The 26,707-nt window shown below is 66.8% G+C and carries 23 protein-coding genes, 1 tRNA gene and 1 other RNA gene; 13 read left to right on the top strand and 12 right to left on the bottom strand.

The window, feature by feature from the left end:
• Positions 1-383 precede the first annotated feature (383 nt).
• Genes AAFP35_RS18425 through AAFP35_RS18445 form a run of 5 tightly spaced genes read right to left on the bottom strand, consistent with a single transcriptional unit; the run spans position 384 to position 5,629 of the window.
• A complete protein-coding gene (locus AAFP35_RS18425) occupies positions 384-1,547 on the bottom strand; it encodes an acyl-CoA dehydrogenase family protein (protein ID WP_419223091.1) in 1,164 nt (387 codons plus the stop codon).
• Positions 1,544-2,743, bottom strand: a complete 1,200-nt coding sequence (locus tag AAFP35_RS18430) for an acyl-CoA dehydrogenase family protein (protein ID WP_419223092.1) — start codon at positions 2,741-2,743, stop codon at positions 1,544-1,546. The genes AAFP35_RS18425 and AAFP35_RS18430 overlap by 4 nt, the downstream gene beginning before the upstream one ends.
• Positions 2,740-3,522, bottom strand: coding sequence for an enoyl-CoA hydratase/isomerase family protein (locus AAFP35_RS18435; RefSeq protein ID WP_419223093.1), 783 nt, complete (start codon positions 3,520-3,522; stop codon positions 2,740-2,742). The genes AAFP35_RS18430 and AAFP35_RS18435 overlap by 4 nt, the downstream gene beginning before the upstream one ends.
• A complete protein-coding gene (locus AAFP35_RS18440) occupies positions 3,519-4,484 on the bottom strand; it encodes an acyl-CoA dehydrogenase family protein (RefSeq protein WP_419223094.1) in 966 nt (321 codons plus the stop codon). Before AAFP35_RS18440 ends, AAFP35_RS18435 begins: the two co-directional genes overlap by 4 nt.
• Positions 4,481-5,629: an acyl-CoA dehydrogenase family protein gene (locus AAFP35_RS18445; RefSeq protein ID WP_419223095.1), complete on the bottom strand. Its 1,149-nt coding sequence runs from the start codon at positions 5,627-5,629 to the stop codon at positions 4,481-4,483. The genes AAFP35_RS18440 and AAFP35_RS18445 overlap by 4 nt, the downstream gene beginning before the upstream one ends.
• A gap of 100 nt (positions 5,630-5,729) precedes the next feature.
• Here AAFP35_RS18445 and AAFP35_RS18450 point away from each other — a divergent pair, with 100 nt between their 5' ends.
• On the top strand, positions 5,730-6,533 hold the full coding sequence (locus AAFP35_RS18450) for a FadR/GntR family transcriptional regulator (RefSeq protein ID WP_419223096.1): 804 nt from the start codon (positions 5,730-5,732) through the stop codon (positions 6,531-6,533).
• Positions 6,534-6,666: 133 nt separating this feature from the next.
• Here the strand turns inward: AAFP35_RS18450 and AAFP35_RS18455 are convergent, their stop codons facing one another.
• Positions 6,667-8,172 (bottom strand): class I adenylate-forming enzyme family protein, encoded by a 1,506-nt coding sequence (locus AAFP35_RS18455; protein WP_419223097.1) that lies wholly within the window; start codon positions 8,170-8,172, stop codon positions 6,667-6,669.
• A gap of 233 nt (positions 8,173-8,405) precedes the next feature.
• On the opposite strand from AAFP35_RS18455, the gene AAFP35_RS18460 reads away from it, so the two are divergent.
• The 3 genes from AAFP35_RS18460 to AAFP35_RS18470 all read left to right on the top strand — a co-directional run bounded on the left by AAFP35_RS18460 (position 8,406) and on the right by AAFP35_RS18470 (position 11,953).
• Complete coding sequence (locus AAFP35_RS18460) at positions 8,406-9,044, top strand: TetR/AcrR family transcriptional regulator (RefSeq protein WP_419223098.1); 639 nt, start codon at positions 8,406-8,408, stop codon at positions 9,042-9,044.
• Positions 9,045-9,337: 293 nt separating this feature from the next.
• Positions 9,338-10,342 (top strand): LLM class flavin-dependent oxidoreductase, encoded by a 1,005-nt coding sequence (locus AAFP35_RS18465; RefSeq protein ID WP_419223099.1) that lies wholly within the window; start codon positions 9,338-9,340, stop codon positions 10,340-10,342.
• Positions 10,343-10,657: 315 nt separating this feature from the next.
• The gene (locus AAFP35_RS18470) at positions 10,658-11,953 is read left to right on the top strand and encodes an MFS transporter (protein ID WP_419223100.1); all 1,296 of its coding nucleotides are present in this window, start codon (positions 10,658-10,660) and stop codon (positions 11,951-11,953) included.
• Here AAFP35_RS18470 and AAFP35_RS18475 read toward each other — a convergent pair.
• The 4 genes from AAFP35_RS18475 to AAFP35_RS18490 all read right to left on the bottom strand — a co-directional run bounded on the left by AAFP35_RS18475 (position 11,942) and on the right by AAFP35_RS18490 (position 15,035).
• The gene (locus AAFP35_RS18475; RefSeq protein WP_419223101.1) at positions 11,942-13,354 is read right to left on the bottom strand and encodes an acyl-CoA synthetase; all 1,413 of its coding nucleotides are present in this window, start codon (positions 13,352-13,354) and stop codon (positions 11,942-11,944) included. The two genes, AAFP35_RS18470 and AAFP35_RS18475, sit on opposite strands and share 12 nt — an antisense overlap.
• A gap of 90 nt (positions 13,355-13,444) precedes the next feature.
• The gene (locus AAFP35_RS18480) at positions 13,445-13,927 is read right to left on the bottom strand and encodes a Rieske (2Fe-2S) protein (RefSeq protein ID WP_419223102.1); all 483 of its coding nucleotides are present in this window, start codon (positions 13,925-13,927) and stop codon (positions 13,445-13,447) included.
• 95 nt (positions 13,928-14,022) lie between these two features.
• On the bottom strand, positions 14,023-14,859 hold the full coding sequence (locus AAFP35_RS18485) for an NmrA/HSCARG family protein (RefSeq protein ID WP_419223103.1): 837 nt from the start codon (positions 14,857-14,859) through the stop codon (positions 14,023-14,025).
• Between the two features lie 88 nt (positions 14,860-14,947).
• Positions 14,948-15,035: transfer RNA gene (locus tag AAFP35_RS18490), tRNA-Ser, on the bottom strand.
• A gap of 222 nt (positions 15,036-15,257) precedes the next feature.
• On the opposite strand from AAFP35_RS18490, the gene ffs reads away from it, so the two are divergent.
• From ffs to AAFP35_RS18515, 5 genes are all read left to right on the top strand, one after another.
• Positions 15,258-15,352, top strand: an RNA gene (ffs, locus tag AAFP35_RS18495) — signal recognition particle sRNA small type.
• Between the two features lie 57 nt (positions 15,353-15,409).
• Positions 15,410-16,693 (top strand): aminotransferase class I/II-fold pyridoxal phosphate-dependent enzyme, encoded by a 1,284-nt coding sequence (locus AAFP35_RS18500; RefSeq protein WP_419223104.1) that lies wholly within the window; start codon positions 15,410-15,412, stop codon positions 16,691-16,693.
• A gap of 39 nt (positions 16,694-16,732) precedes the next feature.
• Complete coding sequence (locus AAFP35_RS18505; RefSeq protein WP_419223240.1) at positions 16,733-18,052, top strand: glycosyltransferase 87 family protein; 1,320 nt, start codon at positions 16,733-16,735, stop codon at positions 18,050-18,052.
• A gap of 121 nt (positions 18,053-18,173) precedes the next feature.
• Complete coding sequence (locus tag AAFP35_RS18510) at positions 18,174-18,773, top strand: TetR/AcrR family transcriptional regulator (RefSeq protein ID WP_419223105.1); 600 nt, start codon at positions 18,174-18,176, stop codon at positions 18,771-18,773.
• Between the two features lie 91 nt (positions 18,774-18,864).
• Positions 18,865-21,354, top strand: coding sequence for a DNA polymerase III subunit gamma and tau (locus AAFP35_RS18515; RefSeq protein WP_419223106.1), 2,490 nt, complete (start codon positions 18,865-18,867; stop codon positions 21,352-21,354).
• A 93-nt stretch (positions 21,355-21,447) separates the two neighbouring features.
• Here the strand turns inward: AAFP35_RS18515 and AAFP35_RS18520 are convergent, their stop codons facing one another.
• Positions 21,448-22,770 (bottom strand): class I SAM-dependent methyltransferase, encoded by a 1,323-nt coding sequence (locus AAFP35_RS18520; protein ID WP_419223107.1) that lies wholly within the window; start codon positions 22,768-22,770, stop codon positions 21,448-21,450.
• Positions 22,767-24,149: an FAD-binding oxidoreductase gene (locus AAFP35_RS18525; protein WP_419223241.1), complete on the bottom strand. Its 1,383-nt coding sequence runs from the start codon at positions 24,147-24,149 to the stop codon at positions 22,767-22,769. Before AAFP35_RS18525 ends, AAFP35_RS18520 begins: the two co-directional genes overlap by 4 nt.
• An 84-nt stretch (positions 24,150-24,233) precedes the next feature.
• Between AAFP35_RS18525 and AAFP35_RS18530 the strand changes: the two genes are divergently transcribed.
• The 4 genes from AAFP35_RS18530 to AAFP35_RS18545 all read left to right on the top strand — a co-directional run bounded on the left by AAFP35_RS18530 (position 24,234) and on the right by AAFP35_RS18545 (position 26,707).
• A complete protein-coding gene (locus AAFP35_RS18530) occupies positions 24,234-24,671 on the top strand; it encodes an SRPBCC family protein (RefSeq protein ID WP_419223108.1) in 438 nt (145 codons plus the stop codon).
• Between the two features lie 137 nt (positions 24,672-24,808).
• Positions 24,809-25,615, top strand: coding sequence for a pseudouridine synthase (locus AAFP35_RS18535; RefSeq protein ID WP_419223109.1), 807 nt, complete (start codon positions 24,809-24,811; stop codon positions 25,613-25,615).
• Between the two features lie 371 nt (positions 25,616-25,986).
• The gene (locus tag AAFP35_RS18540) at positions 25,987-26,316 is read left to right on the top strand and encodes a hypothetical protein (protein ID WP_419223110.1); all 330 of its coding nucleotides are present in this window, start codon (positions 25,987-25,989) and stop codon (positions 26,314-26,316) included.
• Positions 26,294-26,707, top strand: a complete 414-nt coding sequence (locus AAFP35_RS18545) for a YbaB/EbfC family nucleoid-associated protein (protein ID WP_419223111.1) — start codon at positions 26,294-26,296, stop codon at positions 26,705-26,707. The genes AAFP35_RS18540 and AAFP35_RS18545 overlap by 23 nt, the downstream gene beginning before the upstream one ends.

Consider the following 26,707-nt stretch of genomic DNA (forward strand, 5'->3'; position numbering starts at 1 on the left):
TCTCGCGCTGGGTCGTTGGTCTCGATACGGTGCCTCGGCTGGCGCCTCGGCGCCTACTCGACCGGCAGTGTGCGTGCCTGCCGAATTCAGTAGCGTCGGAGCCAGCGGGGTGGGCCTGTACCTGTCGAATCCAGTAGCGTCCGAGCCAGTGGGGTAGGCCTGTATCTGCTGATCGAGTAGCGTTCGAGCGCTTGCGAGGCCGCGTATCGAGATCTCGCGCTGGGTCGTTGGTCTCGATACGGTGCCTCGGCTGGCGCCTCGGCGCCTACTCGACCGGCAGTGTGCGGTTCCGAAACTCGACCGGCAGTATGGCGTGCCCATGAAGCAACCAGAAAGCGATGGGAGTTCCCCGGGTCTCGGTACGGCGGCTGGCGCCTCGGTGCCTACTCGGCCGACGGTGCTGGCGTACCTAGGGCGACCGACGGTGTGGGCGTGCCGGTGGCGGCCGCCCTCCTAGGGTTTGCGATGGGGTTTGGTGGCTCGGCATCTCTGTACCGTTCGGCGATTCGGGCGCGATGCCACGCCGGCGAACCGTACAGCGAGCGGTTGAGGGTCGCCCGCTTGAGATAGACGTGCAGGCCACTCTCCCAGGTGTATCCGATCCCGCCGTGTAGCTGGACAGCTTTGCCGCACACCGACACCGCGGCTTCGTCGGCGAAGGACGCAGCTTTCGAGACGGCGATGGGGGCTGCCGGGTCGTCGGAGACAACGGCGTCGATCGCCGCCTGAACGAGACGACGAGCCACCGACACTTGCACCAGCATGTCCGCGCAGGCGTGTTTGACCGCCTGGAACGAGCCGATCTTGCGCCCGAATTGCTCTCGGACACCCGCATAGGTGACCGTGGCGTCGAGCATCGCGTCGGCAAGCCCGACGCTGTCGCACGCGATGGACAGTGCAGCGCGGTCACGAAGCCGGTCGATGGCGGTCCCGCCGTCGGATCCCCACCGTGCCACCTGGCCGCGGGTGACATGAACGCCGTCGAGGCTGATGTCGGCGAGGTCCCGTGTCGCATCGACCACGGGCTTGGTCCGGATGGACACCCCCGTGGCGTTCGGATCAACTGTCACCAGCACGATCTCGCCGTCGGGAGTGCGGGCCGGAACGAGCAGGAGGTCGGCACGGTCGGCGTCGGGTACAAAGGTCGTCGACCCGGTCAGCGTCGCGTCCCCGTCGGCTCCGAGTTCGAGTTGACTCGGCCCGTCGCCCGCGGCGGACAGGACGACGATCGGTGTCGAGTGTCCGTCGATGGCTCGACTCAGCGGCCGGTCGAGGCCGGTGCCGACCAGGGCTGCGACGGCCAGGGTCACAGACGGATACGGTCCCAGCGCGGCTGCTCGTCCCCACTCGCGCAGGACAACCGCGACTTCGGCGAAGGTGGCGTCGGCGCCGTCGACCGACGATGGTGCCTCGAGGCCGACCCACCCCGACCGCACGACCAGATCCCAGTCGACTGCTTCCTCCGGGGCAGCGGTCGCCAGTGCCTTGCGAGTGACGTGCGCCAATTCCTCGTGTGCGGCGGCGAGGTCGGTCACGGTCGTCATCATCGTCCCCCCGGTTCCCGCGGCAGGCCCAGGCCTCGCTCGCCGATGATCGTCCGCTGGATCTCGCTCGTCCCGCCGGGGATCGTCCACTCCCAGGAACCCACGAAATCCAGCATCCAACAAGCTGATTCCCACCCACTCGACAGCGGCTTGCGCAGAGCGGTGTGAGCATCGAGCCCGCCGACCTCGGTGCCGAAGTCCATCATGCTCTGCAGGAGTTCGCTGTAGTAGAGCTTCACCACCGACGCGTCGGCAGGCCCGGGGTTGTCCTGGGCGACGAAGTCGCCGACCAGCATCCGCAGTCCGTCCACTTCGATCTCGAACTGCGCCAGACGATCCGCGATCCGTGCATCGTCCACCGGGCGTGTTCCATCGGCGCCGGGACGAGCGCACTCCGACAGCAGCCAGCCGAAGCCGCCATGTCCCAGCCGCTCGGTGAGTTCGAGCATCGTCATGCCGCGTTCGGCTCCCAGCGTCTGCTGCGCGACCTGCCAGCCCTTGTTCTCGGGTCCTACTCGATCGGCGGCGGGGATCACCACGTCATCGAGGTAGATCTCGCAGAAATGGGACTCGCCGGTTGCCTGCCGGATCGGCCGCACGTCGATTCCGGTCGTCCGCATATCGAGCAGAAAGTACGAGATTCCGTGTCGCTTGGGCGCATCCGGGTCGGTGCGGGCGAGCAGCAGGCACCAGTCGGCATGCCGGGCGCCGCTGGCCCAGAGCTTCTGGCCGTTCACGATGTATCGGTCGCCGTCGCGTCGGGCCGTTGTGCGGATCGCGGCCATGTCGGAGCCGGCCTCCGGTTCGGAGAACCCCTGACACCAGATCTCACCTTCGAGGATGGCGGGTAGGTGACGACGACGCTGATCGTCGGTGCCGGCGGCCAGCAGGGTGGACGCCGCATGATGGATCGACACGAACGGGAGAACCAGCCGTGGCGCATCGTGGGCCGCCAACTCCTGGTACAGGATCACCTGCTGCTCCACCGACATCCCGCCGCCCCACTCGCGGGGCCAATGCGGGACCGCATAGCCTGCCTCGCGCAGTTCGCCGAACCATGCCTTCTGGAAGCGTACGAACTCGTCCTCGGACACCCCGGTCTGTGTGGCTCGCCAGTCGCCGGGTATCTGGGCCCGACACCAGGTTCGGACCTCGTCGCGAAAGGTGTCCACGGTCGGGGCGGGTGCGGACGGGCTCATCGTCGGCGACCCCGACCGGCCAGAGCTTCGAGGCGTTCTCGGTGTTCGGGCGAGCGCATCGTGACCGCCTCCGCGGCGAAACCTGCCTGCATCGGCCCGCCCAGTGCCTGGCTCAGATACATGTTCACGATGCGTTTGGTGCTCTGCAGCGCCTCGCGGGGTTGCTCGGCGAGTCGGAGGGCGAGCTGGCGAGCTTCTCCCATGAGGTCTCCGGGCGTCGTCGTGCGGCTGGCCAGCCCGAGTTCGACGGCGGTCGCTGCGGGGATGCGGTCGCCGGTGAAGAGGTACTCGCGCGAGCGCAGGATCGGTGTGAGCAGCGGCCAGAATGCCGCGCCGCCGTCGCCGGCCACGAGTCCGACCGCCACATGGGGGTCGGCCAGATACGCGGACTCGGACATCAGCGTGATGTCGCCGAGTACTGCGATGCTGCAACCGAGTCCGACTGCGGGACCGTTCACCGCGGTGATCACGGGCAGGGGGAAACGGAGCAGCTCCTCGATGATCTCGGCGCCCTCGCGCAGACTCTCGTCGCGTGCGACCGGATCGTCGAGGAACGAACTGATCCAGTCCAGATCGCCGCCGGCGCTGAAGGCGCGGCCCGTACCGGTCAGAATCACGACAGCAGCCTCGCGGTCTGCGGCGATCTGTCGCCACACGTTCGCCAGAGCCCAATGCAGTGATTTGTTCACCGCACCGAGCTCCTCCGGGCGATTGATGGTGACGACCCGTATCGGTCCGTCGGCTTCGACAATCAATTCGCTCGGAAGGTCATGGTTCACGAAGTCACCTCGGCATCGATGGCCCCGGGCCCGATGTCGTCGATCCCGGGGAGGCCGCGTCGGCCGGTCAGGTCGGTCAGCGCGGTGGCGGTGGCGGAGAGCCCTAAGGGCAAGCGGCGCAGCGCGAGACTGTACCGCGACGTCCACGACAGGGTCGTCTCGTCGCAGAAGCCCGATGCGCCGTGCAGTTGGTGCGCGATCCGGAACACCACTGCGGCGGCCTCGATGGCGGCCAGCCGGAGAGCCAGCGCATCGACAAGAGCGCCGGGATCGCCGGTCTGCAGGCTCCAGAGTGCATGTTTGGCAAGGACTTCCACCCCGACTCGTTCGACCTCGGCATCGGTCAACTGGAACTGCACGCCCTGCAACTTGGCGAGCGGTCGACCGAACTGCTCGCGGAGGAGGACATGCTCTCGGGTGAGTTCCATTGCTCGATCGAGCATTCCGAGCAGGGTCCAGACCGGCAGGACCAGACCGAGGGCGATGTCGCCTGCGCCCTCGTGGTCGACGGGCTCGAGATCCAGACGGGTCACGAAGCCCGATGTGCGTGGCGGTTCCGATGACGGGTGAGCCGCGGCGATGCTGCGTCGGCCGTCCAGAGTGGCCGCCGCCCACCGCAGATCGAGATCGGCGACCGGGCCTGCGGGGTCGTGCTCGGCAACCACGAGCAGGCCGTCGGCCTCGAGATCAACGGGCCTCGCGAGTCGCTCGGCAACGGGATAGGGCACCGTCCAATGTCCGGCGCTGCGGCACAACGCCGCCGCTGCCTCGAGTTCGTCTGCGCTGTTGCGGGGATCGAGGTCCCAGGCGCCGAGTTCGGCGAACACAGGTGCGAGCACCTCGTGTCGCCGCGACGGTTCGATCTCGGCCGACTGGATGAGCTGGTCGCCGCCTGCGGCCTTGAACGCATCGCGGGCGGCGTTCCCGTAATCGGTCGCCTCCGCACTCAGGTCGATGTTCACGAGGCCGCCAGCAGGTCGCGGGCCAGCAGAATGCGTTGCATCTCGATACTGCCGGAGGACACGGTGGCCGCCTGCGAGTACGCCCAATTGGCGTGGACGTCGTGGCGGAACGTGTCGGCGGCCGCGTTGTCGGTCGGTGCGTACGCGGCGATCTCGGTGAGGACGTCGGCACTGGTCTGGTCGAGACGGGTCACCGCGATTCGATATGCGGCCGAATCGCCGGGACGCACGCGCCCCTCGTTCTGTGTCGCCAGTACGCGATAGGCCATCAGCCGAGCGCGGCGACAGAGCAACAACTCTCGGACCCACCGTGAACGGAGGTCGTCGGGGAGGTCCGGCCAACGGTCGCCGAGGATCTCGGGAGCTGATCGGAGGAGTCGTTCGCATCGTGCGTATCGAGCGATGCCGACGCGTTCGAACGCGAGGACCTCCTGCACGACATGCCAACCGTCGTCGACCTCGCCCAGGACATCGGATTCGCTCACCTTGAGTGAATCGAAGAAGACCTCGTTGAGGTGGTGCGGTCCCAGCATCGATCGGATCGGTCGAACCTCGATCGCGGGATCGGACATCGGTACCAGAAAGACGGTCAGGCCTTCTTGCTTGCGGCCGGTCGACGATGTCCGGGCGAGGAGGAAACACCATTGCGCCATACCGGCATACGACGTCCAGATCTTCTGACCCGAGATGCTCCAGCCGTCGCCCTCGCGGTGCGCCGCCGTGCGCACCGAGGCCAGGTCCGAGCCGGAGCCGGGTTCGCTGAACCCCTGACACCAGATCGACTCGCCCCGCGCAATCGGTGGAAGGTGCTTGCGCTGTTGGGTTTCCGTGCCGTGGCGCATGATCGCCGGACCGACCCAGTTGACCCCCATGTACTGGGCGCCGCGTGGCTCGTGATGAGCCCACATCTCCTCGCGGACCACGGTCTGTTCCCAGATGGATGCGCCGCGACCGCCGAATTCCTCGGGCCAGGCGAGGCAGAGCAGGCCCTGATCGGCCAGGAGGCGGCAGAACTCCTGCGCCGTCTGCAGATCGGTGGGATCGTCGGTGAACGGCCCGCGGAAATCTTCGGGTAGGTGCTCGCGCATCAGGCGGCGCAGGTCCCGGCGTAGGTCTGTCGCCGCATCGCCCATGGTGAAGTCCATAGCGGCCACAGTACGTCAATCCTTGCAAGGATTGGAATACTTGCATGGTAAAGACCATGGCCTTGTCCTACACTTTCGTCATGAACGAAATGTGGCCGGCGTGACTGCTGTGAGAAATGGTCGTGTCCCACAGCGGCGCATCGCAGAGACCGTGGCCGCCGAGCTCCGCACCCTGATCCTCGACGTCGAGGATTATCGGCTGCCCACGCAGGAGCAGCTCGTACGGGACTTCGGCGTCAGCTATCCGTCGATCCGAGAGGCCCTGCGGATACTCGAGACCGAAGGCCTGGTCACCGTCCGACGCGGCAACGTCGGTGGTGCCGACGTGCATCGTCCCGACGAGACGTCGGCCGCTTATCACCTGGGGCTCTCGCTGCAGGCCGGTCGGGTGACCTTGCGCGACCTCGCTCACGGGCTGCGCATGCTCGAGCCGCTGTGCGCCGCCGAGTGCGCGAAGCGCGACGACCGCTCCGAGGTCGTGGTGCCCGCACTGACCGCGGCGATCGAAGAATCCAGTGACGTGGTCACCGAGGGTGCGGAGTTCACCCATTCGGCCCGCGATTTCCACGACCTGGTGGTGTCGTTCACGCCCAATGCCACCCTGCGCTACGCCGTGGGGAGCTACGTCGCGTTGTGGACGGCGCAAGAGGAGGCGTGGGCGGAGGCGCGTCATCGTCACGGCGAGTATCCGTCACAGCTGGAGGCCGAAGCGGCGGTGCGAACGCACCGGAAACTTCTCAAGGAGATCACGGCGGGTCACGCCGACAAGGCCGAGAGTCTGGCGCGTGCCCATCTGGCGGCCACCCAGGATCTCGTGCTGGAGCGTTACGGCGACCGGATCGTCGACGCGTCGGCAGCCATGGCCCGACAGGCGCTGCGTAATCGCGGACGCTCCCGCCTGTAAGGGCCAGTGGGGGCAGGGGCTCCAGGGGGCTCCACCAGAACCACCCGGCAGTGAGGCGCCGTGGACGTGAGGTCAACGGTGCCACCCTGCCGGGTGGCCGTCGGAAGATCAGGGCCGAGTAGGCCCGAACAGGTCAGCCGGCCGGTGCGGGCTCGGCCATACCGGCGAGCACCTTGCGCTGTACCTTTCCGGTCGCGGTGCGGGGGAGTTCCGACAAGACCACCACCACCTTCGGGACCTGGTATGCCGCGAGTCGCGCTTTGCACCACTCGATCACCTCGGATTCGCTGATGTCGCGATCGGCAACGATCGCGGCGGTCACCCGCTGCCCCCAATGTGGATCGGGTGTCCCGTAGACCGCGCATTCCTGGACGCCCGGAAGCGTGATGACGACCTCCTCGACGGCCTGCGGATGCACATTCTCGGCGCCGCTCTGGATCATGTCGTCGGAGCGGCCTTCGACGTAGATGTAGCCGTCTGCGTCCACGAACCCGACGTCGCGGGTGTTGAGCCAGCCGTCGATCAGCACCCTTCCGGTGGCCTCCTGGTTGCCGATGTACCCCCGGGTGAGAGTTGGTGCGCGAAACCATAATTCGCCCGACTCCCCGGTTCCGAGAACGGCGCCGGAAAAGTCGCGGACCTCGACCTCGACACCGATACAAGGTCTTCCGGCCGAGGAGAGATGAGCGGGGTTGTCGCCCACATGGTCCTCGGGCGGGAGGAACGCGATCGCGCCACCGCCCTCGGACAGTCCGTAGACCTGGCAGAAGTCGCATCCGAGGATCTCGAGAGCCTCGCCCAACAGGTGCTGGGTGATCGGCGATGCGCCGTAGGCGACATGGTGCAGCGAGGGGAGAGGTTGTGGATTGCGCTTGAGCTCCTCGACCAACGAATGGATGAGGGTGGGTACCAGGATGGCGTGGGTGATCTGGTGCTCGTTGATCGTTCGCGCAATTCCGGCCGGTGACGCGTCGTCGGTGTAGACGACCGTTGCGCCGTTGTGCAGACAGTAGTTGGTCCAGGTGGCACCGGCGGCGTGGAAGGCGGGCGGGATGATCAGGGCTTTGCTGTCGGTGGTGAACTCGTGCACGTCGGCCGAGAGCATGGTCGCCTCGACGGCGCTGCGCGTCAGCGGCACGGCCTTCGGATGGCCGGTCGACCCGGAGGTGAAGTAGATCATCGCCTCGTCCTCGTCGTCCCAGACCACGGGTTCGGCGATGGCGGGCTGATCGAGTGGCGGCCAGACCTCGGATCGTTCGACCACGGTGGTGCCACGCGCGGTGAGATGCTCTGCCATCGCCGCGAAGCGCGCGTCGACGACGGCGTGCGCGACGCCGATCGCCTCGGTGATGGCGGCGAGCTCGCTCGGTGGCAGGCGGAAGTTGAGGCCGACAACGGATGCACCGACTCGCCACGCACCGATCACCATGGTCGCGTAGGCGGGTGCATTGGGTCCCAGCCATGCGACACGGTCACCCCTGCCGACTCCGAGCTCACGGAGTTGTCCGGCACAGCGGTCAGCGGCCGCGTCGAGTTCCGCCCAGGTCACCAATCGCTGCGGATCGACGAACGCCGGCACCTCAGGTCGGTCTGCCGAATGGCGTCGTACCGCCTGGTCGATCGTCTCAACTTCGGTCATGGCGATTCCTCTCCGGCGGGGCGGCAACAAACGCTCATCGCTCGCCGGAGGGTGATCTCCGGCGAGGTCGGCCCATCTTGTGATGTGCGATACGCGCGTGAACTGAATCTGACTCAAGATTCAGTTCATGTCAAGAGGGATCCCCGAATCCGTCGTGATCCGGAGGCGTCGCCGCCTGCGACACGTGATCGACCGATACGGTGACGAGGTCGATGCGGTTGAGGAGGCGGTTCGTGGCAGGCAAGAGCAAGGGGCAGCGTACCGAGGACGCATTGCTGCAGGCCGCCCGTGAGGTCTTCGCCCGAAACGGCTACTTCAACGCGAAGATCGCCGACATCGCCCGGGCTGCGGGCCGCTCGCCGGGGTCGTTCTACAACTACTACGAGAACAAAGAGCAACTGCTCGACGCGTTGCTCGAACAGTTCGGCGGCGAGGTCACGCACGCGGCCCTGAGTGCCAGATCCGACGACCCGTACGAGAGTGTGCGGGGTGCGGTGACCGCCTACTGGACCGCATTCCGGCAACACGTGCCGGAGATGATCGGACTTTTCCAGCTGTCGATGACCGACGAGTCGTACGCGGCCCGATGGCGCGCCGTGCGCGGCATCGGTGTCCGTGGCGTCATCGGGCAACTCGAGGCGGCTCGCGACGCAGGGCACCTCGAGGATGTCGACATCCCGACGATGGCTTCGGCCATCGTGTCCATGCTCGAGTCGTTCAGCTGGACGTGGTTGGCAGGCAAGGGCGACAAGGGGGTCGAGCCGCCCGACGACGACACGGCGATCGACACGTTGACGGCCATGTGGTTCGGCGCCGTGTACGGACCGGCCGCGGCCAGGCGGGGGCGGACCGCTCGATCCGGCGCGTCCTGACGAAACTGCCACTGCCGGAGGCTGGTTCATCGCGTCGACCATGCGTGCCCTGACTGCGCAGACCCTCGGTTGTCTGGGGCGGCGGCATGGGATCGGTCGGAATGCGCGCGTGCTCGGCGCTTTCTGGTGACCGTTGTCGAGGGCGGTCACTCCGGCGGCTCGCGGCAGGCAGCGCGGCCGGGATCGGTCGCGCGGTCGGCGAGAACGGACCCGAGTGTCTGCGGCCGAGGCCTTGACGCATCCTCATAACTGAACCTAAAGTCAGATTCAGTCCACTTGTGAGGAGAACCACCATGGAAATCGGTTTGATGTCTCTGGGAGATCACCTGCCAAACCCGAACACCGGGGAGCAGGAGTCCCAGGGTGAGCGCATTCGCTCGATCGTCGAAACCAGTGTGTATGCCGAGGAACTCGGCTTCGAAGTGCTGGCCATCGGCGAGCACCATTTCAACGACTACATCATCCCGTCGCCGTTCCCGGTCCTGTCCGCGGTAGCGGCGCGAACCAGCCGCATCCGGCTGACCACCGGTGTGACCCTGTTGCCGATGCTGGACGCCGTCCGGGTGGCCGAGGACTTCGCCACGCTCGACCAGATCTCGAACGGTCGCGCCGAGATGGTGCTCGGACGCGGCATCTCTGCCGACGGGTACGCCGAATTCGGTGTGGAACAGGACAAGTCGCGCGACATGCTTGTCGAGAAGCTCGAGCTCGTGCGTCGGCTGTTCACCGAGGAATCGGTCGTCTGGTCGGGGGCGAGTCGTCCGGACCTCAACGGCATCACGCTCAAGCCGTTCCCGGCCCAGCGCACGCCGTCGATCTGGATGGGCACCGGTATGTCCGAAGAGTCGGTGCGCTGGACCGCTGCGATGGGGATGCCACTCATGCTGCCGTCGATCTTCAAGCGCGCCGAGGAGTGGAAGGACATGATCGCTCTGTATCGGGAGCTCATGGTCGAGAACGGATACGAGGAGCAGTCGTTCGTCGGTGCGTGCAGCCATATCCATGTCGCGCCGACCTCGCAGCAGGCCCGGGACGAGAAGCGCCCGTACCTCACGTCATACGCCGACTGGGCAAATCAGCTCCGGGGCGTCGACGTGAAAGTCGACTTCGATCGCCTCATCAACGGCCCCGCCCTGGTCGGCTCGCCGGCTGAGGTGGTCGATCGCCTCGAGTCGATCAAGGAGGCGCTGCAGCCCGATCGTCACCTCGCGGTGTTCGACATCGGTGGCATGCCCGAGTCTGAGGTCCGCGCGACCATGGACCTTTACGCGGCGGAGGTCATGACCAAGGTTCGCTGAGCCGGTCAGCTGTGACGTATTTCCGAGTCCTTCCGCTGGGCACCCGGTCCTCGCGTGCACGAAGGGCGGGCCGAAACCCGGCGGAAGGACGGTTCGGCAAAAAATATCCGTGTGACCGTCCGCAGCCTGGCGCAGTTGCTGTGACCTGCATCTCTAGCGTTTCCCGGCGGTAAAAGTGTCGTTACACGGCCCGTCCGAGGGGGCCGCACCCGTTGACCTCTTAGCGCCAAGCCATTACAACTGTCTTGTCGCAAAGATAAAACAGGCCCCGGTGCAGGAACTTCAGCCCTCCCGCCCGACGACGACGAGGACGACATGAGCGGACCGACCGCCGAAACATCCGGCACCCAGGACCGGCCCAACTGGCCGGTGCTGATCCTGGCCTTCGTCGCCGTCGTGCTCGACGGCTACGACACGATCGCGCTCGGGCTGTCGGTCCCGGCGCTCGCCGACGATTGGGACGTACCCGCGTCGCATTTCACCCCCGCACTCTCGCTGACCAGCCTGGGCGTGGCCCTCGGCTACATCGCTGTTGGCCGACTCACCGCGCGCTTCGGATGCCGTCGGGTGGTGCTGGTGGCGGTCGCGGTCTTCACCGTGGGTTGCCTGCTCACCGCCTGGTCGCAATCGATCGTCGAACTGAGCGCGCTGCGGTTGCTCACCGGCCTCGGGTTGGGTGCGGTGATGCCGGCAGCGGTCGCGCAGGCGACCGCACTGAATCCGACGCGCTACCGGCAGTTGATCGCGGTCTTCGTCACCATGGGTATCTCCGCAGGTGCGCTCATCGCGGGGCTGTTCGGGACCGCGCTCATCCGGTCCTACGGTTGGCCGTCGGTGTTCCTCGTCGGAGCGGCGGCCTCTGCGGTGTTGATCCCGTGCCTCTGGCTGGGACTGCCCGACGAGCGGTCGGTGCAGGCGGTCGCACCGATGTCGTCGTCGGACGCCAAGCATCATGCAGCGGTCACCCGGTTGTTCGATCCGCGTGTCCGGACTCGCACGATCTTGTTGTGGGCGTTTGCCTTTCTGGTGTTCTGTGTCTTCTACATCTTCTCGTCCTGGCTGCCGACACTGCTGACCAGTTATGGGTTCGGCAAGGATCTCGCACCGCTGGGGTCGGCCGCGCTCGGCGTCGGCAGCATTCTCGGGGCCGGTGTGTTGATGGTCGGTGCGTTGCGTTTCCGGATGACGTCGGTGCTGGCCGGCACGACGGTCGTCGCGATCGTCTTCCTGGTGCTGTCGGCAAACCTCGGCTCCGACAAAGCCTTGCTGCTCTTGGTGTTCGGCGGAGTCGGACTCGGCCTCCAAGCCGGGATGATCGGTCCGTCGGCGGTGGCGGTGTCCATCTACCCGCAGGCCACCGCGGCGACCGGCGTCGGCTGGGTCTCGTCGATGGGTCGGCTGGGATCGGTGGTGGGCCCCATCGTCGGCGGCATGCTCATCGGCATGGACTTCTCGGCAGCGTCGATCGTGCTCATCGCGTGCATCCCGGTGGCGGTGGCTCTCGTCCTGGTCGTGGTGCTGGGGCGACTGAAGGCACCGTCGATGCTCGACGACGGTGTGAGTCCACCGTCGGTGCCGGGCCGACCCCGGCCTGGCGCGTCAGTCCAGTAGCTTCTTCTGCACCTTGCCCATTGCGTTGCGAGGAAGCCCCTCGACGAATCGGATCTCCCTGGGCCGTTTGTGATGTGACAACTCGGTCGACACCAGGTCGATGAGTTCGGAATCGCGCACCCGCTCGCCGACGACGTAGGCGACGATACGTTGGCCGAGGTCGTCGTCGGGGACGCCGATCACCGCGACCTCGTCGACGGCGGGGTGACCCAGTAGTACGGTCTCGATCTCACCGGCGCCGATACGGTAGCCGCCGGACTTGATCAGGTCCGTGGCGCGTCTGCCGACGATGCGGTGCATGCCGTCGGGATCGATCACGGCGACGTCGCCGGTGGCGAAAAACCCTTCGTCGAGCCATGATTCGTTAAGATCGATCCGAGTCCCGGTGGCCGGAACGGTCGATGGGAGATACCCGGTGGACATCATCGGGCCGCGTACATGCAGATCGCCGACGCTCTGACCGTCATGGGGGACATCGGAATCGCCCTCGCGCAGACGGGTGTCCACGCCGAGGAGGGGGAGTCCGACCCAGCCCGGGCGGCGTTCGCCGTCGACGCGGGTGCTGACCGTGATCATCGTCTCCGTCATGCCATACCGTTCCACGATCTCGTGTCCGGTACGGGCGTGGATTGCGTCGAACACCGGAACAGGCAGCGGTGCACTGCCGGACACGAGTAGCCGGGCACTCGACAGTGCTTGTGCCGCAGCCGGTTCTGCGGAGACGCGCGTCCACACCGTCGGAACCCCGAAGAACATCGTCGCGCCGTCTTCGGCGGCACCGGCGTAGGCCTGCGGGGTGGGTTTCACGGTGTGGACGAGTCGGCCTGCGCGGCGGAGGGGGCCGAGCACCCCGAGGATCAGGCCGTGAACATGGAACAGCGGAAGGCCATGTGCGAGAACGTCGTCGGCAGTCCACCGCCATGCGTCGGCGAGGGCGTCGAGTCCCGCGGCGATCGCGTCGCGAGTGAGCGGCACACCCTTGGGTGCCCCGGTGGTCCCGGAGGTGTAGAGGATCAGCGCCGTCGACGTGCCGGGCGGCTCCGGGTGACGATGCCAGGATCGTGCATACCGTCGAACCGGGATCACGGGGAGCGACGTGTCGTCGGGGGCCGCACCCAGCCACGCCTGCGCGCCGGAATTGGTCAGGATGTGGTCGAGTTCGCGAGGACCCGAGTCGGGTGGGACCGGTACCGCGGTCACCCCGGCGATCAGGCACCCGACGATCGCGAGCACGGTATCGGTGCTCGGACGTGCCAGGACGGCGAGGGTCCGCGCTCCCGCGATCCGCTCGGCGACCGCGGTGGCGGCACCGACGAGGTCCTCCCGGGACAGGCGGTCGTCACCCACGGTGACGGCATCGGGCAGGTCGGGAGCGGTCGGGCTCAGCGTCGGGAACAGCACCCTCTCACTCTTGCACCTGCGACCTCGTCACCGAAGTCCCCCACCCGCCTCCGTGTCCCACGGGCTGCATTGTCCGGAGTGCGTGACTGCTCAGGCCGGGACGATCTGCCCGTCGGTGACCTTGACGGGGGTGCTCGCCAAGGGGTCGGTCGCCGGGCCTGCCGTGACGCTGCCGTCGGTGGCGGAGAACTCACTGCCGTGGCACGGGCAGATGATGTTGCCGTCGGTGACGTCGCTGACCAGGCAACCCTTGTGGGTGCAGACGGCGGAGAACGCCTTGTACTGTCCGGCTGCCGGCTGGGTGACGACGGTTTTCGCCGACTCGTTGACGACGCCACCGCCCACCGGGACATCCGCGGTCGCGGCCAGTGCGCCGGATGCCGCGCCCTGGCCTCCGGAGGTCGTGGCGGTGCCTGTCGACGACGTGGAGTCGTCATCCGAGCCGCATGCGGCCAGCGTGGCGGCGCCGGCCACCGCGACGACCGCACCGCCGAGCACTCGGCGGCGGCCGATGCCGTCGGCGCGACGATCGGGATCGGGTGAGACGTCGACGGACGTCGATGATGTGGTCATGGCTCTCCCGGGCTGTGGGTGATGGATGATCCGCGTCCAATCGTGCCAAACCCGAGCGATATGAGAGGGCTATCGCGAGACTCCGTCGCGTGCGTTCACCGGGGGAGCGACGCCGCCGCCCAGTCGGTGAACGACATCCAGCCGATATCGGGATGATCATGATGGAGTGCGGCGATGTCCACCGAATATCCCTCGCGACTCAGGAACCCGAACATGGCGCGCATGTCCGGTGACGAAATACGTTCGGGATCATAGGATTCGGCACGTACTTCGTGTCCGAGGACGGTGGACAGGGTGGCCGCCATCGCCGCCGGTGTGGGGTCGTCGGACGCCAGGTCGATGCGACGACCAAGGTGATCGGAGGGGTTGTCGAAGACCTCCACGACGAATCGTCCGAGATCGCGACGGGACAGCTGTTGCAGGGGTTTGTCGGAGGGCATCGCCAGAAGCATCACGCCTGCAGTCAGTGCGTCGGACGCCCCGAGGATGTTGTCGTAGAAGTAGGTGGGTCCGACGATCGTGTGGTCGAGTCCGGACGCCGTCAGGAACTGCTCGACGCGGTACTTGGACTCGAAGTGGGGGACACCGGTGCCCAGATTCGCACTCGCCACCGACGAGAACACGAGATGGCCGGCCCCGGCCGAGGTGGCGGCCTCGACGATGGCCGTGCCCTGTGTGATCTCGGCATCCGGTCCGGTCTCGAACGGTGTGGTCAGCGCGAAGACCCCGGTGCTGCCGGTGAAGGCCTCGGTCAGTCCGTTGCCGCTCACGAGGTCACCGACGGCGAGCTCCACACCGCGGTCCGACAGTGCCCGGGCGCGGGCGGACGAGGTGTCCCGGATGACGGCGCGGACGGGCAATCCGGCGGCGAGGAGTTCGTCGACCACCGCTCCGCCTTGACCCCCGGTCGCACCGAGCACGACATATGTCATGACGTCAGCCTAGTGAGCGACGGGGCCGGAACCACGAAATCCGTGGCATGCGATCTCGGCTTGCGCGATCAGATGCCACGGATTCCATTGGCGGAGGATGGGGGATTCGAACCCCCGAGGGCGTTAACCCAACCCGCGTTCCAGGCGAGCGCCATAGGCCACTAGGCGAATCCTCCAACCTGGGCATGGTAACCGCAGGAGGGCGTCAGCCCCAAAACGGCGTCGCAGCCCGCCTGGTCGACGGGGCTGTCCGCCGGGTGCCCTCGGCGGCATGACCCGTACCGTCCGCACCCCCGGATTCACCGTCGCGCGGGCGTCTCGCAGAACCGTCCGACCTGGTCGATCGGCAGGTCGTCGGCCGGTTTGTGGTCGGCATCGGTGGTACCGCTACACTTGACGGCGGATCCCGCGCGGCGTGCATCCTGTGAACTCCCCCAGGGCCGGAAGGCAGCAAGGGTCAACGGGCTCTCTCGGGTGCGCGGGGTCCCCTATCCCACATACCGCTTTCCACAGCGTCGCCGATATCGGTGTCGCAGCGAGAGGTCCCGCGTTGAACTATCACTCGATGAGTGCCGATCAGCTTCGCGAAACCCGAGTCGACCTGCAAAAGCTGTACGACACGCTGTGCGCCGCCGGATTGAAGCTCGACCTGACGCGCGGCAAACCGGCTCCCGAACAGCTCGATCTGTCCAACGGTCTGTTGGCGCTGCCCGGTGACGAGTACCGCGATGCGGCCGGCACCGACTGCCGCAACTACGGGGGTCTCACCGGCATCCCGGAGCTGCGGGAGATCTTCGGCGAGCTGCTCGCAGTGGCCCCGGAGAACCTGCTGGCGCTCGGAAACGCGAGCCTCGAGGTGATGCACGACCTGGTGGTCTTCTCGCTGCTGGGCGGTAACCCGGACTCCTCCGGCCCCTGGCGCGACGCTGACGAGCCGGTCAAGTTCCTGTGCCCGGCCCCCGGCTACGACCGTCATTTCGCGATCGCCGAGGCGTACGGCATCGAGATGATCCCGGTGCCGATGTTGCCGAACGGGCCCGACGTCGATGCCTGCGCCGAGCTGACCGCGAACGACCCGAGCATCAAGGGTCTGTGGGCGGTGCCGACCTACTCCAACCCGACCGGGGTCACCTTCACCGAGGAGGTCACCCGGGCGTTGCTGGAGATGCCCGCCGCCGACGACTTCCGCATCTTCTGGGACAACGCGTATGCCGTCCACACCTTGGTGGACGCGCCCCCGACCCCGCTGCCGGTCCTCGACATGGCCGCGCAGGCCGGTCACCCGAATCGGGTCTATGTCCTCGGGTCGACCTCGAAGATCACCTTCGCCGGTGCGGGGGTCGCGTTCTTCGGGTCGTCGAAGGCCAATGTGGACTGGTTCGTCAAGAACACGTCCGTCAAGACCATCGGCCCGGACAAGGTCAATCAGCTGCGGCACGCCAAGTTCTTCGGCGACGCCGACGGTGTCCGGGCGCACATGGCCCGCCATCGCGAGATCCTGGCGCCGAAGTTCAAGCTGGTGCTCGAGATCCTCGCCGACCGGCTCGCCGACTCCAAGGTCGCCGCGTGGTCGGAACCCGAAGGCGGATATTTCATCAGTCTCGATGTCATCGACGGCACGGCACGCCGTGTCATCGAATTGGCCAAGCAGGCGGGGATCGCGTTGACCGCGGCCGGGTCCACCTACCCGTACAAGAAGGATCCGTTCGACCGCAACATCCGGTTGGCCCCGACGTTCCCGTCCACCGACGATCTGTCGGTCGCGATGGACGGAGTGGCCACCTGCGTGCTGCTGGCCGCTGCCGAGAATCTCTTGGCAGCGCACGAATCCTGACTGACGCTCGACCGTGAAAATCTCCACAGCGTGAAGTACATGCGACCGGCCGGGCCCGCTCGGGGCGCCCGGCGGGTGCTGGTGACCATCGGATTCGCCGTCATCGGTGTGCTGGCTCTGTGGCTGCAAGACGTGATCGTCCCCTACACGTATCCGTTCTGGGGGCTCTTCGACAACCAGCTCGACCTCGAGGTCTATCGGTCCGGGGCGCAGACCGCCATCGACGGTGGCAGCCTGTACGACGCGAAGCTGCTCGGCCAGATGGACTACACGTACGCGCCGATCTCCATCGCGTTGTTCGCGCCGTTCACGTGGGTGACCTTCGAGGCGGCGCGCATCATCTGGACAGCCGGGATCTTCGTCGCGCTCTATCTGGTGATCATGCTCGGCTTCAAGAGTCTGGGGCGCCGAGCGTCCTGGCCGCTGCGTGTGATCGCGCTGTCGCTGGTCGCAGTGGTCTTGCTGCTGGAACCGGTGCGCACCACCATCTGGTACGGGCAGATCAACGTGTTCCTGATGTTGCTGATCGTCGCCGATCTCTCCCGACCCGAGAGCAGTCGGCTGCGTGGCGTGGGCACCGGGATCGCCGCGGGCATCAAACTGACCCCGTTGATCTTCGTCCTGTATCTCGGGATGTTGCGTCAGTGGCGTGCCCTCATCGGCCTGCTCGGAGCCTTCGTGACGACGATCGCGATCGGGTTCGCCTTGATGCCGCACGAGTCGTGGTCGTATTGGACGAGCAAACTGTTCGATTCCAACCGGGTAGGGGCACCGCAGACGCCGGGCAACCAGTCGGTGCGTGGCCTGCTGGCCAATCTCATCCGCAGCGACGAACCCAATATCGTGCTCTGGTTGTCGCTGGCTCTGGTGGCACTGGCACTCGGCATGTACGCGGCGCTCGTCGCGCATCGCCACGGTCAGGAACTGCTCTCGGTCTGCATCGTCGGGATGACGTCGTGCGCGGTGTCGCCGATGTCGTGGGGGCACCACTGGGTCTGGTTCGTGCTGCTCGTCGTCATCGGTGTGGATCTGCTGCTGCGGCCGGGGCTGCGACCGACCGGGCGCGCGCTCGCCGCCGGCGGTCTGGTCGCGCTGCTGCTCGTCGCGCTCTCCTGGCGCAGCCACCTCGCGCATCCGATCTGGTTCGTCAACCAGACGGTGCCCGATGCGTACCTCACCGGACTGTTCTTCAAGACCGGCATCGCAGGCCTGCAATGGTTCACCTACTACCCGTACAACTTCGTCTTCCTCGGCACGGCCATCGCGACGATCGTGTACTTCCGCCGACGAGACGTCATCGATCCGGCTCTGATCCGGGCCGTTCCGGAACGCGACCACAGTCCGGCGACGACCCGCTAGCGTTGCCGGTCGGCAGGTGTTTGTCCGGACCGTTGCCGCCACGCATGACGTCGAGGTGGAGGCACCGGACGGCATGACGGGGTCGCGATACAGCGGTGCCACGCCCGATTACGCTGACGTCATGGCCACTCTTCGGGACATCCAGAAGCAGCACACCCGCCAACTGCTGCTCGACAATGCCTTGGAGATGTTCACGGTCAAGGGCTATGCGGCCACCACGATCGACGACATAGCGGCTGCCGCGGGGACCACCCGGACGACCTTCTACGCCCATTTCCCGTCCAAGTCCCAGCTGATGTCGGAGCTGATCCGGGGCGTCGACGACATCCTGACCGGTGCCGACGAGCCCGTGTTGGAAACCGTCGTCGAGGTGGGCAGCCGGGACCTGATCGAGAAGTGGCTCGACCGCAAGCTCACCCAGTGGGAGGTCATCCGCCCGTACATGCTCATCGCGTACCAGGCGGCCCCTGAGGAACCCGACGTCCAGGAGACGATCGACAAGTGGTTCGCGGACACCACCGAATCGATGCAGCAGGGCCTGACGCGTGCCGGCAGGCACAGTGAGGAGGATCGCCGGGTCCGGTGCATCCTCGCGTTCGGGCAACTCGAGTTCATGTCCCAACTGTGGTTCCGGTCCGGATGGGTCACGCCCCGACAGGTGTGTCTGTCCACCCTCACCGATTCGTGGATGTATCTGGTGGGCAGGGTGTCCGCGGACTGACATGCGCGCCGTTTCGGCCCGTCCTGGGGATGGACGCGAGGGTTGTGGGGGAGCAGGCGATGCTGTCGGGCGGCGCCGGTAGTCTCGACGCGTGGCTCTGTATCGCACTTACCGCCCGGCAACATTCGCCGACGTCGTGGGACAGGAGCACGTCACCGACCCGCTGAGCCGGGCACTCGACTCGGGCCGGATCAACCACGCGTACCTCTTCTCCGGGCCGCGCGGTTGCGGCAAGACGTCGTCGGCGCGCATCCTGGCCCGCTCGCTGAACTGTGTGCACGGCCCGACGTCCGCGCCGTGTGGCGAGTGCGCGTCCTGCGTTGCGTTGGCCCCCGGCGGACCGGGCAACCTCGACGTCATCGAACTCGACGCGGCGAGTCATGGCGGCGTCGACGACACGCGTGAACTCCGCGATCGGGCGTTCTACGCGCCGTCGGAGTCGCGCTATCGCGTCTTCATCGTCGACGAGGCGCACATGGTGACCAACGCCGGCTTCAACGCCTTGCTCAAGATCGTCGAAGAGCCGCCGGAGCATCTCATCTTCGTGTTCGCGACGACCGAACCGGAGAAGGTGCTCCCGACGATCCGTTCGCGCACACACCATTATCCGTTCCGGTTGCTCGCCCCGCCGGTGATGCGGGGTCTCCTCGAAAAGATCTGTGCCAGTGAACATGTCACGGTCGCTCCGGATGTGTATCCGCTGGTCATCCGTGCCGGTGGAGGTTCACCGCGCGACTCGCTGAGCATCCTCGACCAGTTGCTCGCCGGTGCAGGCGATGAAGGTGTCACCTACGATCGTGCCCTCTCACTGCTCGGTGTCACCGACATCGCACTGATCGACGAGGCGATCGACGCGCTCGCGGAAGCAGACGGATCCCGATTGTTCGGTGCGGTCGAGAAGGTCGTCGACGCGGGGCACGATCCGCGACGGTTCGCTGTCGATCTGCTCGAGCGGTTGCGCGATCTCATTCTGCTGCAGGCGGTCCCGGATGCCGCCGATCGGGGACTGGTGGAGGCGCCGGGCGACCAACTCGAACGGATGCGATCCCAGATCGAACGGTTGGGCCCTGCGTCGTTGACGCGGTTCGCCGAGACGGTCCATGCGGCACTCGGCGAGATGCGGGGGACCACCTCGCCACGCCTGCTGCTCGAGGTGATGTGCGCGCGGATGCTGCTGCCGGCCGCCTCGACCGAGGATGCCGCGTTGCTGCAGCGACTCGAACGACTCGAGTCCGGTGTGCCGGTGTCCGCTGGGGCTCCTTCGCACGCAACGTCTTCCGCGCCTGCACAGTCGGCGGTACCACCCGCCCCGGCGGCGAACGAACCGCCGCCGAAGTACGTCCGCCCGTCGCAGCGCAAGGCTGCCGAGGCGGCCAAGGAGGCGGCCGCCCCCGCTCCGGTCCCGCCGGTGCCCACGGCCCCGCAGCCCCCGGTACCGACGGCCCCAGAGCCTCCGGCCCCGACCGAACACCCGTCGACGGAGCCGTCGGCGCACACCACGGCCTCGCAGCCCGAGGTCGGAGCGCCGCCCGTATCCGAGGCGCCCGTCGCGTCGCCGGCCGCGCCAGAGCCGACGCAGGCCGGGTCCGATGCGGTGCTCACAGAATCGAACCCCTCAGGACCGAACCCTTCAGCGCCGAACCCTTCAGCGCCGACCCCCGCAGAGTCGACGCCCGCAGGGCCGCCGGCAGTCACCGACGAGGTGCAGCCGGCAGATGCCGAGCGGCAGTCGGGTGTCGGTCAGGTCGACGATCGGCCGGTGGCCCCGTCGGAGGTCAGGCCGGCAGGTCCCCGCGGCGGGGGCACTCCGACCGCGCCGCAACCGCCGGCACGAGTTCCGGCCGAGCGGCCCGAGCCTGCCCCGGTCGCGGAGAGCCCCGCGGGATACGACGACATCCCGCTGCCCGACGAACCGCCGGACTACGACGGCGAGCCCGACGTCGAGGCCACCTCGGCACCGCGCCCGCAGGCTGCACCCGCCCACCCCGAACCGGAGCCCGAGTCGAGCACCGGTCTCGATCTCGACACCGTGCGCAAGCAGTTCCAAGACGTTCGCGTCGCCGTGCGCAATCGGTCCAAGAGCCTCGAACCGATGTTGTCGGCCGCGGTGATCCACGATCTGCAGGACCGTACGGTGGTGCTCTCGCACCCCGTCGAGGTACTGGTGGGAAGGCTCTCCTCCGACCACGCCACAGGCATCATCCGCGACGCCTTGCGCGAGGTGTTCGGCACCGACCTGGATGTACGTGCTGTGCATCTGCCGCCGGACGCTACCCCGGCCGCGCCGCGCGCCGCCACCACGCAGCAGCCGACCCAACGCCCCAAGTTCTCACGTCCGAGCCGCGCCGCGGGTCCTGACGCCGAGCGTGCGAACCGGCCGAACGAGACGTCCACCGAGCCGGAGCAAGCGCCCGAGCCAGAGGAACCCGAGCCGCCTCGTCCCGACGACGAGCTCACCGATGCCGAGCGCGACGAGATGATCGCCGACGCGCGTTCTGGTCCTCCCGAGAAACGCCTCGACCCCGACCAGGTCGCACTCGATCTGCTCAAATCAGAGCTGGGCGCCCGACCGCTCGAATAGTCGGCCACACACGAGAACCGCCCTGGGCGCTGACCGGTCCGGACATATCCGGCGACGGTCCGCTCCAGGGCGGTTCTCGGTGTTTCAGAAGTGTCAGGCCTGCCACCACGGGCGCAGTGGCAGATCGTTGCCGCCCTTGTCGTCGAGCTTGGTGGCGAGCACATGGTGCAACTGCACGATGTCGCGCTCGAAACCGATTCGGCAACCGGCCATGTACAGCCCCCACAGACGGGCGGTTCCCTCGCCGACCTCGGCAACGGCCTCGTCCCAGTGCTCGACCAGATTCCGGTTCCAATCACGCAGCGTCAGCGCATAGTGATCGCGGAAGTTCTCCTCATGCACAACCTCCATGCCGCCGATGTCCTGCAGTTTGGAGATGATCTTGCCGGACCCGGTCAGCTCGCCGTCGGGAAAGACGTAACGGTCGATGAACGACCCGGCCCGCGCGTTCTTGAAGTTGTCCGGTCGGGTGATGCAGTGGTTCAACAGCATTCCGCCGACACGCAGTCGGTCGCGGATGAAGCCGAAGTAGGCCGGGTAGTTGCCGACGCCGATGTGCTCGGTGAGGCCGATGGACGAGACTGCGTCGAAACCGGTCTCGGTGACATCGCGATAGTCGCTGTGTCGAACCTCGGCGAGGTCGGACAGCCCCTCGTCGACGATGGACTTCTGGGCCCACTCCGCCTGCTCGGCCGACAACGTCGCACCGATCACCTTGACCCCGCGGCGCGCCGCATAACGAACCATTCCGCCCCAGCCGCAACCGATGTCGAGTAGGCGGTCGCCCGGCGAGAGACGCAGCTTGTCGAAGATCAAGCGGTACTTGTTCTCCTGCGCAGCCTCCAAGGAGGCCTCGAGGTCGGGGTACACCGCACAGGTGTAGGTCATCGACGGGCCGAGCACCCACTCGTAGAAGGTGTTCGAGACGTCGTAATGGTGGTGGATGACCTCGGCGTCACGAGCCTTGCTGTGCCGCAGTCCTTCCGCGAATCGCCGCCACCGCGGCAAGGCCTCCTGCGGAGGCGGCGCGATCGGCTTGAAGTGGTCGATGCCGAGCGAACGGGCCACGTGGGCGAGGGTGAGCGGCGACGGACGCTTGAACTCGAGGTCGGCCGCGAGCGCGCGCAGTGCGTGGTACGGATCGCCCGGGTGGGCGCCGATGAGCTCGAGATCGCCTGCGATGTAGGCGCGGGCGAGCCCCAGATCGCCCGGCGCGGTGACCAGATACGTGGTGCCGCGAGGGGTTTTCAGGTTCAGTCCGTACTTCGCGTCCGCGGGCCCCGCGCTGCTGCCGTCGTATGCGGTGATCCTGATGCTGAGATCGCCGCCGACGAGGGACTCGAAGATCTGCGCAAGGGTCATCTTGCCGGAGGTGTCCCCGGTCGAGGAGACAGAGCTGTCCTTGAATGTGGTCATTGTCTTTTCACCGCTTTCGCATACAGATCCAGCAGACGGCCCCTCGGGTCGTACCGCTTCTTGAGCAGCCGATAATTCTCGCCACCGTAGAGTTCGTCGAACTCGTCGGGTGGATAGAAGGATTCCGAATACAGCGACTTGTGGCCGTCGAGGTCGGCGACCTTGCGTTCGATCAGTCGGTTGGTGTGGCCGGGATCGCCCGGTGTCACCGGCACCGCCGACCAGAAACCGACATTGACGTAGGTGCGGTGCGGTTCCAGCGGGTACAGCGGCCATGGGCGCGTCTCGTCGGCTCCGGATGGCACCGGCTGGCGAAGACGCAGCGGGCACAACCAGATCGGCTCGATCGGGATGTTCTCCAGAAACCACTCGACATAGTCGGTGGTGTTCTCGATGGGCACCTCGATATCCTGCACCACACGTTCACTGGGCGGCAGGCCCTTGCGCGCATTGAGTTTGTCGCCGATGTTCCAGCGATGGTCGTAACCGATCAGCTTCCAGTAGAAACTGCTGCGCAAGAACTTCTTCGGCCAGAATCGTCGGATGCGAGGGTTCTGGGCGCCGAAAGCGCGGGAACACCAGAACCAGTCGGTGTCCCACCGCCACAGGTAATCGTGGATCGTCAGCCGATCTCTGGTGACTCGCTGGATGGAGCGGTAGAAGATGTCCATCCCGGTGTAATCACTGGTGGGCCCGGGTTCGTCGGTCTGGCGTCCCAGCGTCAGGTACGACTCGCCGGCGGTGAACACCACGCCGTCGAGATAGTCGACCCGCTCACCGTCGTAGTCGGCGGTCTCGACGATGTCGGCCATGGTCTTCTGCAGCTCGGCCAACGATTCGAACCGGACATGAAGCAGTTCGACGAACGGCGGCACGGATTCCAGCTCGATCTTGAGGCGAACCGAATACCCTAGTGTCCCATAGGAATTGGGGAATCCGAAGAACAGGTCCGAGTATTCGTTGGTCGGCGTGGCCGTCACGATCTCGCCGTCACCGGTGAGGATGTCGATCTCGGTCACCGACTCGTGCGGCAACCCGTTGCGAAACGACGTCGACTCGATGCCGAGGCCGGTGACCGCGCCGCCGAGGGTGATGGTCTTGAGCTGCGGAACCACCTTGGGCGCAAGACCGTAGGGGAGAGTCGCCGCGACGAGGTTCTCGTAGGTACACATGCCGGCGACATCGGCGGTCTTGGCATCGGCGTCGACCGAGATCACCCGATCCAAACCGGACACATCGAGGCCAGGGTGCGGATTGTCGGCGCGTTTGCGGAAGAGATTCGACGTCTTCTTGGCCAGGCGCACGGTGGCGCCGGCAGGGATCGCGCGGTAGCTCGCCAGGAGGGTGGCGACACCCTCCTCGAATGCCTGCGCCCCCATCTCCAGTCGGTCAGAGCTCACTTGGATAGCCTAGGACTTGAGTTAGTCGCCCGCCAATCCGTCCCGTCTTAAGGAGTGCCCGCCGTGGGTCAGGTTTCCGCAACCCAGTCGATCGACATCGCCGCTGCCCCGGATGCCGTGGTGGCCGCGCTGGCCGACTACGCCGAGGTACGCCCCGCGATCCTGCCGTCCAACTACCGCGATTACCAGCTGATCAGTGGTGGCAACGGCGCAGGCACGGTGGTGCACTGGATTCTCCAGGCCACCGAGAAGCGTCAACGAGACGTGAAGGCGACCGTGTCCGTCGACGGCGACACGATCACCGAGACCGACGAGAACTCGTCGATGGTGACCACCTACTCCGTGGTGAAGTCGGGGGCGGGCAGCACCGTCACCACCAACACCACCTGGACCGGAGCCGGGGGTATCGGCGGCTTCTTCGAGAAGACGTTCGCGCCCAAAGGTCTGAACCGGATTCAGGCCGAGCTGCTCGGCAACCTCAAGAAGCGTCTCGAGAGCTGAGTCGTCGCCGGCCCCGCGGGGGCCTTCCGGTACCGCTGCCGCCACGTGATGGGGTCGACGCCACGCGCGTCGTCCTGCGTTCCGGTCCGGAACGCACCATTGCGGATTGCCTGCTGGGTACCCCCGCGCTGGCCGGGATGAGTCTCGAGGATCTGGCGCAACGCGCCGCGGGTGGTGAGATCGTCGACGCTGCCGGTGCGCCCGTCGGGCTCGACGAACCGGCCCGTATGCACGCATCGATCTACCTGTACCGGGATCTGCCCGACGAGCCGGAGATCCCGTTCGACTTGTCCATTCTCCACGCCGACGCGGACATCGTCGTCGTCGACAAACCACATTTCCTGGCGACGATGCCGCGCGGCCGGCATGTCACCCAGACGGCATTGGTGCGCCTGCGCCGAGAACTGGGCACCGATCTGGTGTCGCCCGCACATCGGCTGGACCGTCTCACCGCGGGCGTACTCCTGTTCACGCGGCGCCGCGAGGTCCGGGCCGCCTACCAATCGCTGTTCGCGCAGCGGCGAGCGGTGAAGGAGTATCGGGCGTTGGCCCCGGTCGCCGAGGATCTCGCGACGACGGTGACGGTCGCCGACCGTATCGAGAAGACGGCGGGCGACCTCCGTGCCCGGGTCGTCGAGGGCGAGGTGAACGCCATCAGCGACATCACGCTGACCGAGCGCACGGATGTGGGAGGGATCTATCGCCTGCAACCCCGTACCGGGCGTACCCATCAACTCCGGATGCACATGGCCGGTCTCGGCGTCGGTATCGTCGGCGACCCGCTGTACCCGGAGATCCGCCCGGACCTCGCCGAACGGCCGGACCACGGCGACTTCTCTGCGCCGCTTCGGCTGATCGCGCATTCGCTCGCGTTCGACGATCCGCTGACCGGTGAGCATCGGGTGTTCACCAGTACGCGAACCGTCCTCGACACGTTGCACTAGCGATCTCCCGGGTGCGGTCGGACTCGCGAGACGTGCCGGACTGACCGGCCCTGCGCGGTGGCCTTCGGTTGCGTCGAAGTCTGCGTCCGATTCCGTCAGCGACCTCGCCCCGCCGCGACCCTCACAACCACCCAGCGGGACCTGAGCCCCTGACAACCGCCCACCAGCGGCACCACATCGACATGACGTCAACACCACCTCTGACCTGGGTAGATCTCGGGCAAGCCCGATTCCCGGGCGCATCTCGGGGCCCCAGCCCGAGTCCTCGCCCACCTGCCGAGTCCGCGACCGCCATCCGGACGGGGCTGACGGCCGGGTGGTACCGCGGAGCGATTCGCCGGGAGATCATCGCTCACCACTACCCTGGCCGCATGGCGATCACGGCATCCTACGAACGTCACCCGGACCTGGGGTGTGAGGCCGTCGTCTTCATCGACGACGAATCGCTGGCGTGCTTCCAGATCCAACGTGACCTGGTCGGCGGTCCGCGCGCGCACGAGTACTGCGTCACCACGGGTGCGAGCGCGCCGATCTACGGCGGCATCGTCGAGTGGCGTCGGGTCGACGACCGTTTCGAGTTCGCGCTGACCAGGCGTGCGAGCCGACTGTTCGGTGACGAGGTGTTGTCGTTCGTGGTGACCCCGGTGGGGGAGTCGACGGTCGACGAACTCGCCGCGCATGTCGATCGGTTGCTCCGCTGACCGGGGGATTACCCTGGAAAGCGTGACTCAACCTTTCGATCCCAGCGCTCTGTTCGGCGGCGGTTCCGGCGATGACAATCCGATGGCCGGGCTGCTCGCACAGGCACAGCAGATGCAGGAACAGTTGGTGAGCGCGCAGAACGAGATCGCGGCGACCGAGGTGACCGGCTCGGCAGGCAACGGGCTCGTCACGGTCACCGGCAACGGGACCGGCGAGGTGACGTCGGTGACGATCGATCCCAAGGTCGTCGACGCGGACGACGTCGAGACATTGCAGGATCTCGTCCTTGGAGCGCTGAACGATCTGTCCACCAAGAGGGACGCGTTGGCACAGGAGAAGATGGGACCGCTCGCGGGAGGCCTCGGCGGCGGACTGCCGGGCCTCGGCTAG

The organism is Gordonia sp. CPCC 206044, from assembly GCF_048537895.1.
Lineage (GTDB): Bacteria > Actinomycetota > Actinomycetes > Mycobacteriales > Mycobacteriaceae > Gordonia.

Coding starts and splice junctions, on each gene's coding strand:
- AAFP35_RS18425 (WP_419223091.1), bottom strand. CDS start 1,547: ATGATGACGACCGTGACCGACCTCGCCGCCGCACACGAGGAATTGGCG.
- AAFP35_RS18430 (WP_419223092.1), bottom strand. CDS start 2,743: ATGAGCCCGTCCGCACCCGCCCCGACCGTGGACACCTTTCGCGACGAG.
- AAFP35_RS18445 (WP_419223095.1), bottom strand. CDS start 5,629: ATGGACTTCACCATGGGCGATGCGGCGACAGACCTACGCCGGGACCTG.
- AAFP35_RS18455 (WP_419223097.1), bottom strand. CDS start 8,172: ATGACCGAAGTTGAGACGATCGACCAGGCGGTACGACGCCATTCGGCA.
- AAFP35_RS18465 (WP_419223099.1), top strand. CDS start 9,338: ATGGAAATCGGTTTGATGTCTCTGGGAGATCACCTGCCAAACCCGAAC.
- AAFP35_RS18470 (WP_419223100.1), top strand. CDS start 10,658: ATGAGCGGACCGACCGCCGAAACATCCGGCACCCAGGACCGGCCCAAC.
- AAFP35_RS18480 (WP_419223102.1), bottom strand. CDS start 13,927: ATGACCACATCATCGACGTCCGTCGACGTCTCACCCGATCCCGATCGT.
- AAFP35_RS18485 (WP_419223103.1), bottom strand. CDS start 14,859: ATGACATATGTCGTGCTCGGTGCGACCGGGGGTCAAGGCGGAGCGGTG.
- AAFP35_RS18505 (WP_419223240.1), top strand. CDS start 16,733: ATGCGACCGGCCGGGCCCGCTCGGGGCGCCCGGCGGGTGCTGGTGACC.
- AAFP35_RS18510 (WP_419223105.1), top strand. CDS start 18,174: ATGGCCACTCTTCGGGACATCCAGAAGCAGCACACCCGCCAACTGCTG.
- AAFP35_RS18520 (WP_419223107.1), bottom strand. CDS start 22,770: ATGACCACATTCAAGGACAGCTCTGTCTCCTCGACCGGGGACACCTCC.
- AAFP35_RS18525 (WP_419223241.1), bottom strand. CDS start 24,149: ATGGGGGCGCAGGCATTCGAGGAGGGTGTCGCCACCCTCCTGGCGAGC.
- AAFP35_RS18535 (WP_419223109.1), top strand. CDS start 24,809: ATGAGTCTCGAGGATCTGGCGCAACGCGCCGCGGGTGGTGAGATCGTC.
- AAFP35_RS18540 (WP_419223110.1), top strand. CDS start 25,987: ATGGCGATCACGGCATCCTACGAACGTCACCCGGACCTGGGGTGTGAG.
- AAFP35_RS18545 (WP_419223111.1), top strand. CDS start 26,294: ATGTCGATCGGTTGCTCCGCTGACCGGGGGATTACCCTGGAAAGCGTG.